Raw genomic sequence first — 14,443 nt, forward strand, 5'->3', positions numbered from 1 at the left:
GTCGGTGGACCGTCCGGTCGAGCGCCCGGCGCGCCTTTGCATCGGCTTTTCCCGCCCCGCGCACCAAAGCGGCGCAGAGCCAGTGCACGATCATGCACGTAATGTGCGTTAAACCGGTGACTTCTGGCAAATGCGGCATGAAGCTTGCGGCATCCGGTCCACTGTTGCACTCCACCATCCGGGCCCGATCGATGAAAACCTTCCACTGCAATCGCTGCTCGCACCTCGTGTTTTACGAAAACGTTCGTTGCGAACGTTGCGACGCGTTGCTCGGCTACGTGCCTGAACTGTCCGAGATCAGCGCGTTCGAGGACGCCGGCGACGGCCAGTGGCGCAGCCTCCATCCCGGCGCCGAAGGCGCGCTATTCCGTCAGTGCCACAACTACGCGGTGGAAAACGTCTGCAACTGGATGATTCCGGCCGAGTCGCCCGATACGCTGTGCCGCGCGTGCCAGTTGACCCGCACGATCCCGAATCTGGGCGCGCAGGACAACCGCCTCTACTGGTACCGCTTGGAGATGGCGAAACGGCGCCTGCTGTATACGCTGGCGGCGCTGGGGCTCGACGTGCCGTCGCGCCAGACCGACACCGAACACGGCCTCGCATTCGAATTTCTCGAAGACGGCGGCGACGGCTCGCGCGTGATGACAGGCCACGACAACGGGCTGATCACGCTGAACATCGCCGAAGCCGACGATGCCTACCGCGAAAAAGTCCGCACCGCGATGGGCGAGCCATACCGCACGCTGCTCGGCCACTTCCGTCACGAAACCGGGCATTACTATTTCAGCCAGTTGGTCGACAACAATCCGCGCTGGATCGAGCCGTTCCGCAAGCTGTTCGGCGACGAACGCGCGGACTACGGCGAAGCGCTCGCCGCTCACTATCGCGACGGCGCGCCGGCCGACTGGCAGGCGTCGTATATCAGCGCGTATGCGACCACGCATCCTTGGGAAGACTGGGCGGAGACGTGGGCGCACTACATGCTGATCGTCGACGTGCTGGATACGTCGACCTCGTACGGCGTCGCGCTGCTGCCGGACGACCCCAGCGAGCCGACGCTGACCGACCGCACGCCGGTGGAAGACGCGAGCTTCGATAATCTGATGAAGCGCTGGTTTCCGCTCACGTATGCGTTGAACAGCTTGAACCGCAGTCTTGGGATGGCGGATGGGTATCCGTTCACACTGGCCGGGCCGGTGGTGGACAAACTGCGTTTTGTGCATCGGGTGATTGCGGCGGCTGGCGATAAGTCGCAACCGCGTGCGGCGGCGACGCAGCCTGGTGGAACGGGGGTGGACGTGTCGGCTGAGCCTGCGGCGATGCCGCTAGCACTGACCACGCCGCCAGCGCCCGCCGAGGCCCAACCGGCGGCACGCAAACGCGCCGCGCGGCGCCGTTAATCCCGGTTGATCCCGTTAATCCCGTTGATCGCTACGCCGCGCGGCAAACCTCCCAACTCAATACGCGACGTACGGCCCGATCCCGCCCGGCGTCGCCTGCTGCTCGACGGCGGCGTACACGCTGCGTCCGTAGAAGAACGGGAGCCCCCAATCGAAAATCGACGACGTCACGAACGCCGGCCCCGCCAGTAGCGGAAGCGCCGAGCTGCCGGAGTAAGTCTGCGCGATCGCAGCCGCATTGCCGACGCTGAAGTTCACCGCGCTTGTCGTGCCGTTCACGCCCTGAATCATCGCGCTCAACGATTGCGTCGACGATGGGCAGTAATACGAACTATTCGGGCTCGCACAAACCGGCAATGCGCTGCTCTGGAAGAACAATCCGGTCGAGCCGCTATCGAGAATACTGCGCGAATACGTGGTGCCGTTCTGCACGGTCGTGAAGGTCCCGTTCTGCGGACTCACGCCGATCACCTGCGCCGAACCGAGGCCATTGTTGCTCTGCGTACCGATGCCGAACACCAGTTGCCCGGTCACCGATTGCGCGCCGCCGGAGACCATCGGCAGATTGAGGATAGAGCCGTTGTTGTCGGTGGCGAAGTACGGAATCGGATTGGCGACCTGGTACTGCTCGGCCAGCGGAATCGACTTACACGAGGTGCCGGTGCAGCCGTAATACGTGGCCGGCACCGCTGTCTGCACGCAGTTCGCGCCGCAGTCGTGCTTGAACACGCCGATCCCCAGCACGCCGTTGGCCTGCAACGCGGCCGGCGTATTGCGCGAAGCACCCACGGCCGCGCAATCGGACGGCAGCGACGCGTAACCGGGGTCGATCACCTGGATCGGCAGCGAAGGCGCTTTTTCAGCGGCGATCTGCAGATCGGCAAGTTTCACCGGACCCCACGTATAGCCGTCGAAAAACTGCATGCATTCGGCGATCTGGTTGCCCGAGCCGTCCTTCTGCTGCGGCAGGTTCATCGAAGCGGGCAATTGCGAAGCGAACACCCGCAAGCCCCACGAACCGGTATCCACCAGCACGTGATCGATGGTCTGGCATTGGCTCGTACCCGGCGCGCAAATCGTCACGCTGACGAACGGCATGTTGGGCACGCCGCTCACGCCGGCATCGACACTCACCTGCACAGCATTGGCCGCCAGCACTTGCGGCGAAGGCGAGGTATTGGTGACGGTCGATCCGCCATTCGAGCCGGCCGACGAACCGCCGCCGCCACCACCGCAAGCGCTGACCAGCAACGCGAGCAGCACCGCGCCGAGCAAGGTAACGAACGAAGACGTATATCGCATGATTCGCTCCGCTTATTGAATGACGCCGACATCGACGCCCGCGGGCACCGCTTGCGGCAAATACGCGTGACCGGCAAACGAGCGCAGATGACCGCCGGAATAGACCACGAGGTCGCTGCTGGAAACCGCGAGCGGCGTGCCCGAGCGTGTGCTGGTCGCGGCCACATACTGGTCGAATGCAGCACCCAGTGTCGTCTTCAGATCGGGCAGTGTCGGGCCTTCCCACGCGACGCCGAACACGACGCCGTTGGGCGCCACGTATTCACGCACCAGCGTGCCGGACGGCATCGTAATCAGGTGCACCGAATACGCGCGTTGCGTGGTGGCCGTGTACGCCACGGCGTGCATCCGGGTCTGATCGGCGTCGATGGTGCTGACGTTCTGGCCGAGCGTGGCGTGCGCGGCAAACGACAGCGCGCAGCCCGCCCCGAGCATTGCGCGAGCAATGCCTGTAGAAAGCATCGGTTTCAAGTGAAATCCTTCGAGGTGAAAACGTTCGTGGTCTGCGGGAGAGCCGATCACGAACGGAAAACTGGAGGTGCACTCCTGACCCGTGTTACCGGTGCTGCATCGACGTCAGTGAGGCTGCGTGAATGCGTCTACGGAGTGACTAAGCGAAACTTTAGGCAGGACGGCGGAGCGTGGCAATCGTTTGCGGGACGATTTAAACATTATCAATTTGAGCCGCCGTACGAATCTGTTTGACCTGCTAGTGACGGATCGCCAAGGGACGGCGGTCAGCCCAGGTTTTCCGCGAAACCCTGCGTTTAAAGCGAACAATTACGTGGACGGGCGAAGACGCAACAGAAAAATGGCGATGCGTGTTGCATCGCGTTGCACTTGTAAGCGTGCGCTGAATAAACTGCGGTAAACACGCGTTTTCATCGGAAGATAGAGGGCGCGGCGAGCCGCCATCCGTATGAGGAGAAAACGCGTTGTTTGAAGGCGCAAAAAAATACCGCGGATGACCTGGCGTCATTCGCGGCATGGCGACTCCGGCAGACTTGCGACAGACTTGCGGCGGCCCCTTGCGGGCCGTTGCGATGCGCGAGTCTGCCGGCCCGTTACTCCGACTTACTTCTTCTGCTGCTCCAGAAGCGCCTTGAGCTCCTGCACGTTCTCTTCGACGCGCTTCGCGATCACCGCATACGACTCGGCCTGCGTCTGATACGCGGCTTGCGCGAGTTGCTGCATGTCGGCAAGCGACTTGTGGAGACTCTGCTGGATCAGCTCGGCGGCCTTTGCCGGCGGCGCGGCGCCGCCCGCCGACAATTGCCCGGTCAGCGACTGCAATTCGCCGAGCGTCGCGCGCAGCATGTCCGCCTGCTTCTGCGCGAGCGACTGCATGCCCTGGAATGCGGTCTGATTGGCCTGGACCAGCGCCTCGACGTCCTTGCGTCGCGCTTCCATGATGGCGGGTACGTCGAAGCCTGGGAGCTTGAACTGCTCGAGCATTCTGGTGAAATCGCCAAACGGATTGGCGGCGTCGGGTCGGTTCATGCGCAATCTCCTTAACGTTTAGGTACTCGCCTGGTGTGCCTTGCTCGCCGCCCAGTTTTGCGACGCTCGCCACCGTTGGCGTCCTGTGCGCGACGCGGCCCGCAAAGACCGGCTGGTTCTGGGGTCGGACGGCACATCGATCAATCATGCGCTATCCCGCTCTATTGCGCCAGCGGGCGCACCCTGGCGTCGAAGGCGCGGCTTTCGCGCGGCCTGTACTGTAAGCGCGACGCGCAAGACTTGGTAAGTTACCGCGCGGCTGCGGTAACTCTGAGAACCGCTGTCTCGTCTATCGTTTGTGTCTGTGCCGGCGTACTGTCGCGTCGGCGCGGTCTTCCAGGGAGCGAGCTCATGAATAAAAAATTGTGGAGTGCGGCAGCCGCCGCCGTTCTGACCATCGCAGCCGCCGCCGCGCACGCGCAGGAAGCGCCGCCTCCGCCGCCCGGCGCGGCCGATGCGCACGGCGAGCCGCGGCACGGCGAAGGCCGGCCGCCGCATGACGCGAGAGGTCCAATGGGTCCGGGTTTTGCCGTCATCAACGATCTGGAACAGTTGCGCCGCCTCTATGCGATGAGCGGCCACGAAGAGGCGATCATCGCCGTCTATCACGACGTGCTGACCAAAACCCAGGATCCGATGCTGCGTCATTTCGTGTACGACGCGTTGGCGCGCGAGCAATTGAAACCGGCCAACCCCGACCAGGCGATCGCCACCCTGCGCACCAGTCTCGCGGAAGATCTCGTCGCCGCGAGCAAGCCGCACGGTGCGCCGGCGGGCATGCAACCGCCGCAGTAAAGCGCACATCGACGTATGCGCGCGTGCTGTCGCGCGCGCGCATTTCATGTCTCTCGTCAACCGGCCATTCCCGTCCGCGAAACGAGGATGCAGCAATGCATACCCTAAGCGAACCACTGGAAGCGCTCCCTGCGCAACTCGCCTCCGCCATTCTTCGCAAAACGTTAGCTTTCCCACACTGCCACGTCACTGCCCACTTTTCATCGTCCGTCAGATGATTAGGATAAGAACCACTCAACGACTGTGTCCGGTGCAGAATGCGCTACCCGCTCAATCTGGCGATTGCCGCCGTGCTGCTCGTCTTCGTCATATGCTGCATCATCAAGCTCGCGCTCAACTGACGGCCGACGCCACGCGGGCTGTTTACCCGCGGCTCATTTCTTCCTGTATCGCAGCCACACCGCGTCATGCTCCGTTTTTTCAACGGACGACACTTTCAGATACGCGGGCGCATACCACTTCTCCATCGCGACTTCAAACGACGAAGGATGCTCACGTGCGAGCCGCCCTCCACATCATGTGAGCGACGACGAAAGGTTTCATGCGAAAGCACTCCGTGTAGGGTCGAAGGGTTCGAGAGCGATAACCCGACCTCAGCAAGTGCCGTTCCGCGTAGCCGTTTCAGCCTGACCAGCGTAATGCACGCCATCCCAACGTCGCGCGAGTTTCAGCAGCGCGGGCAACAGCACGGCCCAACCAAACGACAACACGACCCACGCCGCGAGCGGCCGGTCGAAATGCACGGCGCCGAGCGCCGCGCCGGCTCGAAAGGAAAGCGGCCCCGCCAATGCGCCGAGCAACGCGGCCAGCCAGGTCTTTTCGCGCAACCACACATACACCGTGTTGAACTGGATCGCGAAGAGCGCCCATAGCGCGCTCAACCAGTACGGTGCGAGCCCCACGATAAACGTTCCACTCGGATAAGAAAGCAATCCTGAATAAACCAGCGCACTTTCCCACATCATGCCGACGGCTACGGTCAACGCCAGCAGGCGCGCTTCGCGAATCGGCCCGGCAACCCGCCACAGATGCCATAGCACGGCAGCGACCGCGAACAGCATGCCGAGCCATCCCGCGCCGCGTGCCGCGCTCAACACGCAGACGAACCAGCCGAGCTGGCAAACGGCAAAGTAAAGCCAGGCTGGCGGCGCGCGCTTATCGTGGCGCGCGGGGCGTCCGGCGAAAGAGTGTTGGGTGGTCCGCATTCGATTCGTCCCGCGATGGATTGACGCACGCGGTGTCCGCGCTAACGCACCTGGCCGTGAAGCGCCACGCGCCAGGTCTCATCAAACGCTTACGCGAGATAAACCCGACTGGATGCGCGCCGCCAACCGGCGTGTCAGTACACACCGCCGTGAGGCGGCGCATGCCGACCGTCGACCATCGCGCGCAACGATTCCATTCCGCGGCCGATCCAGCTTTTCACCGTGCCGAGCGGCGCGTCGAGCGTGCGGGCGATTTCCGACTGCGACTGGCCCCTGAAATACGCGAGCGCTATAGCCTGCCGCTGAACCGGCGTCAGCCGGCCGAGATAGATCGACAAGCGCTCAGCATCGAGCGCCGTCGGCTGGGAGAATTCGCTGCCGCCGTCGCCGCTTGCAAAACGCTCGTCCAGTTCTTCGACGTAGACACCGGCGGACGCATTGCGCCGCAGATAATCGAGCGCCTGATTCTTCACGATCGACGACATCCACGTGAACGGCGACGACCGCGCCCGCTCATACGAGCCCGCAAAACGCCAGATCTTGATGAAGCCGTCCTGTACCACGTCTTCAGCGGCCTCGCTGGTGCGAGTCACACGCAGCGCCAGCGCGAACAGCGCGGGCGCCGTACCGCGATACAGCGTCTCGAAGGCGGCCGCGTCGTGGTTCGCAATGCGCTCGATGAGTTCCGCGAGATGCAGGCCCCGCTCATCCAGCACGGGCGCACGGACGCTCACATGAGCAGCCGCAGCATCGGTCGCATCGGTCGCATCGGTCGAAGCATCGTGTTGCATCCGGCACTCTCCGCGACAGTGGGCGTTGTATTACTCGGCGGCCAGCGGTGCAGATGGCGTGGGTGGCGTCGGTGACGTGGGCGCGGACGAGGCAGCAAACCAGCCCTCTTCCCGCGCGACCCGTTCGAGCGCGGCCTCGATCATCGCGCAGGCCCGATTGCTGACGTCGCCCAGATAGCGATGCAACGCGGCGTCCTGCGCGGAGCGCGACATGCACGCGTCGCTATAACGCTCGAACGAAGACAACTTCATGATCAGTTCGGCGAGATGCCGCGGACACTCGCAGGCAATCGTCGACGAGCGGTTCGCGATCGCTTCCAGTTCGCTGTCTTCGTAGCGGCGGCGCGCGCGCGACCACACCGCGTCGTCGCCGATGCGCTCCTGGAGCCGCGCGTGCTCGCACAGATCGCCGAGCATCTGGCGGATTTCCGTTCTGCTGTCGGGCTCGCGATACAGCCGCACGCCGGCCACGCGCAAGATTTCCGCAGCAGGCCCGGTGCCGAAGCTGTAGACGACGGCAATCGCGTTCGCGCGCATCGCCTCGCCAAGCTCGATGACGTGTGCGGCCGAATCTTCCTGCAACGAATCGACGCTCACCAGCAACGCGTCGAAGCGCTCCGTTGCCGCACGCCCGGCCGCTTCGTCCAGGTTGGCGAAGTGGACCAGCGCCGCCACGCCATAAGGCCGCCAATCGACACCGGACGCTTCGAGACGCTGCGCCAGATTGCCGCCGACCAGCGCCAGCCGGAGATGCGCCGCTTCACTCGCGCCAAACTCCGCCGCTGCGCTGCTGTCGCGCCCGGTGCGGGAGGCGAGAAACTGCAACTGTTCGCGGTCCATCCGCGCGATCGCGCCGATCGCATGACCGCGACTGACGAGGATCTTGATCAAAGTGAGTCGGCGGACGTCGTCCTCCGAATACAAGCGCTGGCCTGACGCGGTTTTCGGCGGCGCGACGACGCCGTAACGGCGCTCCCAGATGCGCAGCGTCGTGACCGGCATTTTGGCAAGACGTGCTGCCTCACCGCTTTTGTAGCCTTGACGAGGAGTGATTTGATCGTTTTCCGGAGTCATGATGAAACGCTCAAGAATGAGTTATTTCGTTTCAATCATAACTGATGCAGCGACCATATGAAACGATTTTACGACTCGCCGTGCATAGCGAAACGCTAGCATTGACGCACCACGACCGGCATATCGCGATGCCCATATGGCTTTGGATTAACGCTGTTGTTTCCATTGATCCTGGTGCCCGGAGCAGCATCCAGAACGCGCGTTAGCCCACGATCTCACCCCCGCCAAAGCTTCCTCATCAGCTCGAGCAACACGCCGGGCGCCGTGCCTTTCTGACAATACCCGTCGAAATTGTGGCGCGCTTTACCGGTTTCCTTCACGTGATCCTGATCGAGCGACGTGAACGCGACGATCCCCAAACTATGTGTCGGCAGATAGTTGCGCAGCGCGCTCGCGGTTTCGTAGCCGTCGCGCTCCGGCATCATGATGTCGAGCACGACCACGTCCGGCACCCAGTCTTTCACACAGCGCAGCGCGTCGGCGCAGCCGCTCGCGGTTCTGGCTTCCACGCCCTCGTAGGACAGATAGGTGGCGAGCGCTTCGGCGGCGCCGGCGTTGTCGTCGACGACGAGTACGCGCGGCAGTTCGTGCAGCACGCGGACTTCGCGAGCGCTCCATCTTTGGCAGGTCGATGGTGTTCGAGACATGTAGGACACGGGCAATAAAAACCGTCAGCAGTCAGCAAACCGCGTACCACGGTTCGGCGTGGCGTGCGTCAGGACGCCGACGGCGCGGCCTCGTCCACCGGTTCGCGGGGCACATTTGCGGTGCTCGTGCACGCATGGCGCAGCGACGCGCCGAAACCCAGCCACACAATCAATGACCCCGTCGACACCGCGCCGAGCGCGATAAAAGCGACCGGATAGCCGAAGCGCTGCGCGAGAATCCCGCCCAACGCAGGGCTCAGCGCCGCGCCGGCGCCCTGCACGGTCATCACCACGCCTTGCCCGACATTCACGCGGCCGGTGCCTTCCAGCAGCCGGACCACCAGCGCCGGCACCGCGACGCTTTGCAAACCCGCGCCGATGCCGTCCAGCGCCTGCACCGGCCATACGCCCCACGCATGAATCACCGACGCCGCGATCAGGCCGCGCGCCGGCAGCGCAAGAAAGGTCAGCAGGATCACCCACCAGTAGCCGCGCCAACGGATCAGCCGGTTCGCCGACATCGCCGCGACGACCATCACCAGTTGCGCGATCACGATCGTTTCCGCGGTGAACGCGCTCGGCTCGCCCTGATGCGCGGCCACGATCGCGAGGCCGTAGAGCGGCAGCATCGCCGCGTTGCCGAGGTGGAACAAGCCCAACGCGGCGGCCAGCAGCAGCAATGGACGGCATTGCAGCAGGACACGAAAACCGGTCGTCGGGGCAGCGGAATCGGCGCAAGCGTCAGCGCCCGCATCCGTTCCCGCGCCGCGCGCGGCATCGTGATCGATCGCGCCGGCCGGTATCAGCGACACCGCGACAAGCGACAGCAGGCCGAACACCGCGCTCAACGCGAACACCGCACCGAAGCCGTAGCGCCAGCCCAACCAGCCCGACAGCGCCGCCGCGACCACATTGCCCGCATGATTGGCCACCTGATTGCGTCCGAACTGCCGGTCGAAACCGTCGCGCCGCACCATGCCCAGCGTGATGCCAGCTAGCGCGGGCCCGAGCGCCGCGCCGGTGATCGCGGTGACCACCTGCGACGCGGCGACCGTCCAGTAGGCGTGCGAAATCCAGAGCAAGCCGGAAGCCAGCACGGTCATGACGCCCGCAATCACGACCAGCGCGCGCTTGTGACGGGTCGCGTCGACCAGCGCGCCGGCCGGCGAGGTCGCGAGCATCCCGGCAATTCCGCCGATGGTCATCACCGTGCCGATCTGGTCGGCGCCCCAACCGCGCGCCTGCAGGAACACGCCGAGGAACGGGCCGATCCCCGCCTGCACATCGGCGACGAAGAAACTCAGCGCTTCGAGCGCCCGACCCGGCTTCACGACACCCGTCCACGCGCGTTGCCGCGTCGACGCACGCAACTTCGCAAACGGCCCGGACGAATCGGCTCGACCATCATGACCTCGCTAACAAAAACGCCAGGGATGGAGCCACTCCCCCGCAACCGTTGTGCCATACGCACAACCGTGCCTGTCTTTGTTTTTATGAAATGATAACGATTCGCATTTACTGTAGAATCCGCGAACACAACACATATGCCGGATAGATCGCGCGATGGGTAACCACCCCGGTCGCACGTCACGCCGGGATGTACAGAAAAATGCCGCCCGGATTCCAAACGCGCCTCGGGACGGAAATCAACGACCACGCTTTCAACCTATCCCATGTCCGTTTCACTTCGCCAGTTCCCGCAGGCACGGCCTGCCAAGACTCCGGTCCATCGCGCAGCCATCCTCGCCGCCATCGCGGTGGCCTTCAGTCTCCCCGCCATCGCGTCGGCCCAGGCGGCCCAGGCAATCCAATCCGCCGAGCCGCCATCCACCAGCGACACGACACTGCCGGCCGTCAAGGTTCAGGCTAACAAAGACGCGCTGCCCGGCGATCTCGCGCCGACCTTCGGCGGCGGCCAGGTCGCCCGCGGCACCGATTTCGGCGTGCTGGGCCAGAAAAAGAACATCGACGTGCCGTTCAGCATGACCACCTACACGTCGAAACTGATGGAGGACCAGCAGGCCCGCACGCTCGCGGACGTGCTGGCCAACGACCCGGCGGTCCGCTCGACCTCCGGCTACGCCAACTTCGCGCAGGCGTTCGTGATCCGCGGCTTTCTGCTGGCAGGCGACGACATCTCGCTGAACGGCCTGTATGGGATCACACCGCGTCAACTGGTGGCGACGGACGCGCTCGAACGCGTGGATGTCTTCAAAGGCGCGAACGCGTTTCTGAGCGGCGCGTCGCCGGCCGGCTCGGCGGTGGGCGGCGGCATCAACCTGCAACTGAAGCGCGCCGACGACAAACCGCTCACGCGCGTCACACTGGAAGGCACAGGCTCGGGCGGGTTCGGCGAACATATCGACGTGGGCCGCCGTTTCGGCAGCCAGGACCAGTTCGGCATCCGCGTGAATCAGGCGAATAGCGACGGCGAAACGTCGGTCGACGGCGAACATCGGCGCGACAACACCACGGCCGTTGCGCTCGACTGGCGCGGCGAGAAGCTGCGCCTGTACGCCGATTTCCTGTATCAGCGCCAGCGGGTCAACGACGGCCGGCCCGACGTGTTCGCCACCGGCAATTTCGTGCCGGCCACGCCGTCGGCGAGCTACAACTATGCGCAGACGTTTAGCTATTCGTCGATCGAAGACACGGTCGGCATTCTGCGCGCCGAATACGACTTCCTGCCGGGCTGGACGGCCTACATCGCCGGCGGCGCGCGTCACACCGACGAGCACGGGATCTATTCGAATCCGTCCGTCGGGAATGCCGGTACGACGGCTTCGGCCATGTACGTGCCGCACAAGGAAGACGGCACGTCCGCAGAAGTCGGGGTGCGCGGCAACTTCAGGACCGGACCGGTCACGCATTTCGTGACGGCGGGCGCGTCGATCGTGCGGGTGGATTCGCAATCGGCCTATTCGCTGAGCAAGTCGTTCAATACCGATATTTACAACACGCCGCAAGTCGCGTTGCCAGCCATGCCTTATACGGGCGGCAATCTCGCCGATCCGCAAACCGTCGCCCTCACGTTGATGCGCAGCGTCGCGATCTCCGATACCCTGGGATTCCTGAACGACCGCGTGCTGTTCACGATCGGCGCGCGTCATCAGGAGATCAATTCGAACGGCTTCAGCTACACCGGCGTGCAGAACGAAGCCTATAACGACTCGGTCACCACGCCGCTGTTCGGCCTCGTCGTGAAGCCCTGGCAGAACGTCGCGTTCTTCGCGAATCATAGCGAGGCGTTGACCATCGGCCAGCAGGCGCCGAGCACCGCGAGCAACTTCGGCCAGTTGTTGCCGCCCGAGCGCTCGAAACAGTATGAAGTGGGCGTGAAGTACGACAACGGGCAGTACGGCGCGTCGCTGGCGGCGTTCCAGATCGAGAAGCCGTCCACGTATACGAACAGTGCCAACGTCTTCGTCGCGGACGGCAACGAGCGTCACCGCGGCGTCGAAGCGTCGATCACCGGCGAGCCGCTGAAGGGCGTGCGCCTGATCGCCGGCGCGACCTACATCGACGCGCGGCAGCTCGACACGGCCAGCGGCGCAACCGACGGCCTGCGCCCGATCGGCGTGCCGAGCTTCATCTTCAACGTGGGCGGCGAGTACGACGTGCCGCTGCTCAACGGCCTGACGCTGACCGCGCGCTGGACGCATACCGGTCCGCAGTATCTGAACGCGACCAACACGCTGGCCATCCATGCGTGGGACACCGTCGATCTCGGCGCGCGTTACGCGACTGTACTGTTCGGCAGACAGACCACGTTCCGCGCCAGCGTGCTGAACGTCGCCAACAAGTCGTACTGGGCGTCGACGAACGGCGGTTATCTGTTCCAGGGCGCGCCGCGCACGTTCCTGCTTTCGATGACGACGGACTTCTGATCGCCTGACGTCGTGCTGGGGCGCGGCCCGTTGTGTACGCTTATCGCGCCGGATAGAAAAAACCGCCGCCGGGTGTGATGCCCGGCGGCGGTTTTGTTTGTGCAGCCGTTAGCGCGTGGATTAGTGCTTGGGCTGCGCGTCCACCTCATCCATCGCGTGGGTCGTCGTCTCCCGCTGCGCCGACCGGGCTCGCAACGACCACACGCTATCGGTCCGCTCCTCCGACGCAACTCGCTGCCGCGTCTTGCGCCACATCCACGCAAAGCACGCCGCGCCGAGCGCCGCACCGATATCGACGCCGAGCGGCCCGGCATCGGCGGAAAACCACAAGCCGCTCGCCGGCACGAGCCAACCGGCCAGACTCGCCAACGGCAGCGCCGCGGTCGAGCAGGTCGCGAGCATCAGCAAGTCGACCGCAGCCCGCGCGGCGCCGCGCAGCATCGCCCACGCAATCGAAGCGACGAACACCGTGTAGTAGATCGCGATATGCCACGTATGCAGATCGCCGACGCGCCCGGCCAGCAGCTTGCCCGCCGCGAGCGTCAGCGAAACGCCGCAGATGCAGCCGAGCGTCACGCCGACCGTCAACGACGCCATCACGAAGGTCGAACGGCGCTGCGTGACCGATGCGCCATCGCGCCGCATCGCCTTGCGCCGGCTTTCGATCCACAGCAGATTGCCCGAGTAGAACAGGAACGCGCCGGCGAGACCGAGCACGAAGTAGCCCCACCGCACCGGCGCGCCGCCATAGCTGCCGAAGTGCAGCGCGTAAAACGCGCTCGTCGACGCAGACCAGTTGCTGCCGTTGCCGCCGTCCGGCAGGAACTGCGTGTTCAGAAACGCGCCGGTTGCCGGGTCCAGCAACGCGAAGCCGCCGTCGCGCGCGAGGTAACGCTCGTCGTCGCCGGCGACGAACACGGTCGCGCCCGGCTCGCCCGCGCCGCGGTATAGCAGCGCCGTCGGCACGAAATGCGGCGCGCGCTCGCGCACTTTCGCGAGCAGCGCGGCCGGCGGCAGCATCGCGGGAACCGGTGCCGCGCGGTTGCCGTCGCCCTCGCCATTGAGCTTGCCCAAGGCGTGAGGCGCCTTCGCGAAGTACGGATTCTGCGCGCTCATCATCGGCTTGAGCGTGCCTTCGTAAATCAGCTTGTCCTGCACGTCGAAGATGTAATCGCCCAGACCGAACGCGACCACCGACAGCGCCATCACCAGATGAAACGGCAGGCTCAACAGGCCGACCACGTTGTGCGCGTCGAGCCACATCCGTTTCAGATTCTTGCCGATGCGCAACGCGAACAGATCCTTCACCAGCGTCGGCAGCAGCACGATCACGCCGGACACCAGCGCGAGCCCATACAGGAACGACACCACGCCCATCACACCCACGCCGACGTCATAACCGCCCGGCACGCCGCCCGTCATATGCAACCCGTCGATCAGGCGCGCCGCGTCCGACGGCTGGCTGTGCGCCGTGTGCAGGCGGCCGGTGCCGTCGAGCCACGCATACCAGCGCTGGCCCGGCGCGGCTTGCCACGAGAGCCGCACGCGGTCTTCGTCGACCAGCGCGAGACGAAGGAACTTGCGCGCCGCCGGATACGTGCCGAGCGTGCGCTCGACCAGCACGTCGGCCTGTCCGATCGGCACGGACGGCATCGCCTTCACCGTCGGCGGCGTGGTCCATTCGGACAGCGAGTCCTTGAACATCGTGACCGCGCCCGCGTAGAAGGCGATGAAAAGCAGCAGGCCGGCGACAATGCCGGTCCACGTATGAACGGTTTTGTAGACGCGAAGAATATCGCTGCGCATGCTGGATACGAAGGAAAGCGAGCGGAACAGGCG

Annotated in this window: 12 protein-coding genes; 3 read left to right on the plus strand and 9 right to left on the minus strand. The window is 64.5% G+C overall.

What is annotated here, in order from left to right:
• Positions 1–191: 191 nt before the first annotated feature.
• Positions 192–1,403 (plus strand): zinc-binding metallopeptidase family protein, encoded by a 1,212-nt coding sequence (locus PQQ51_RS09345; RefSeq protein WP_408496485.1) that lies wholly within the window; start codon positions 192–194, stop codon positions 1,401–1,403.
• Positions 1,404–1,460: 57 nt separating this feature from the next.
• Here PQQ51_RS09345 and PQQ51_RS09350 read toward each other — a convergent pair whose 3' ends face one another.
• The 3 genes from PQQ51_RS09350 to phaP form a co-directional block, all read right to left on the minus strand.
• Complete coding sequence (locus tag PQQ51_RS09350; protein WP_408496486.1) at positions 1,461–2,705, minus strand: DUF3443 domain-containing protein; 1,245 nt, start codon at positions 2,703–2,705, stop codon at positions 1,461–1,463.
• A 12-nt stretch (positions 2,706–2,717) separates the two neighbouring features.
• Positions 2,718–3,167 carry a DUF2844 domain-containing protein gene (locus tag PQQ51_RS09355; protein WP_408496553.1) on the minus strand — a complete coding sequence of 150 codons (450 nt, stop codon included), beginning with the start codon at positions 3,165–3,167 and terminating at the stop codon, positions 2,718–2,720.
• A gap of 612 nt (positions 3,168–3,779) precedes the next feature.
• Positions 3,780–4,205 carry a TIGR01841 family phasin gene (gene phaP / locus PQQ51_RS09360; RefSeq protein WP_408496487.1) on the minus strand — a complete coding sequence of 142 codons (426 nt, stop codon included), beginning with the start codon at positions 4,203–4,205 and terminating at the stop codon, positions 3,780–3,782.
• A 351-nt stretch (positions 4,206–4,556) separates the two neighbouring features.
• Here phaP and PQQ51_RS09365 point away from each other — a divergent pair, with 351 nt between their 5' ends.
• Positions 4,557–5,000, plus strand: a complete 444-nt coding sequence (locus PQQ51_RS09365) for a hypothetical protein (protein WP_408496488.1) — start codon at positions 4,557–4,559, stop codon at positions 4,998–5,000.
• A 593-nt stretch (positions 5,001–5,593) separates the two neighbouring features.
• Here PQQ51_RS09365 and PQQ51_RS09370 read toward each other — a convergent pair.
• The 5 genes from PQQ51_RS09370 to PQQ51_RS09390 form a co-directional block, all read right to left on the minus strand.
• Positions 5,594–6,205, minus strand: a complete 612-nt coding sequence (locus tag PQQ51_RS09370) for a DUF2878 domain-containing protein (RefSeq protein WP_408496489.1) — start codon at positions 6,203–6,205, stop codon at positions 5,594–5,596.
• A 134-nt stretch (positions 6,206–6,339) separates the two neighbouring features.
• Positions 6,340–6,996, minus strand: coding sequence for an RNA polymerase sigma factor (locus PQQ51_RS09375; protein WP_408496490.1), 657 nt, complete (start codon positions 6,994–6,996; stop codon positions 6,340–6,342).
• A gap of 30 nt (positions 6,997–7,026) precedes the next feature.
• The gene (locus PQQ51_RS09380; RefSeq protein ID WP_408496491.1) at positions 7,027–8,070 is read right to left on the minus strand and encodes a MerR family transcriptional regulator; all 1,044 of its coding nucleotides are present in this window, start codon (positions 8,068–8,070) and stop codon (positions 7,027–7,029) included.
• A 215-nt stretch (positions 8,071–8,285) separates the two neighbouring features.
• Positions 8,286–8,717, minus strand: coding sequence for a response regulator (locus tag PQQ51_RS09385; RefSeq protein ID WP_408496492.1), 432 nt, complete (start codon positions 8,715–8,717; stop codon positions 8,286–8,288).
• A gap of 68 nt (positions 8,718–8,785) precedes the next feature.
• Complete coding sequence (locus tag PQQ51_RS09390) at positions 8,786–10,048, minus strand: MFS transporter (RefSeq protein WP_408496493.1); 1,263 nt, start codon at positions 10,046–10,048, stop codon at positions 8,786–8,788.
• A 342-nt stretch (positions 10,049–10,390) separates the two neighbouring features.
• On the opposite strand from PQQ51_RS09390, the gene PQQ51_RS09395 reads away from it, so the two are divergent.
• A complete protein-coding gene (locus tag PQQ51_RS09395) occupies positions 10,391–12,604 on the plus strand; it encodes a TonB-dependent receptor (RefSeq protein WP_408496494.1) in 2,214 nt (737 codons plus the stop codon).
• A 120-nt stretch (positions 12,605–12,724) separates the two neighbouring features.
• Here the strand turns inward: PQQ51_RS09395 and PQQ51_RS09400 are convergent, their stop codons facing one another.
• Entirely contained in the window at positions 12,725–14,410 is a 1,686-nt protein-coding gene (locus tag PQQ51_RS09400) for a PepSY-associated TM helix domain-containing protein (RefSeq protein ID WP_408496495.1), read from the minus strand.
• Positions 14,411–14,443: the final 33 nt, after the last annotated feature.

It is taken from the genome of Paraburkholderia xenovorans (genome assembly GCF_046030735.1).
GTDB classification, from domain to species: domain Bacteria; phylum Pseudomonadota; class Gammaproteobacteria; order Burkholderiales; family Burkholderiaceae; genus Paraburkholderia; species Paraburkholderia xenovorans_A.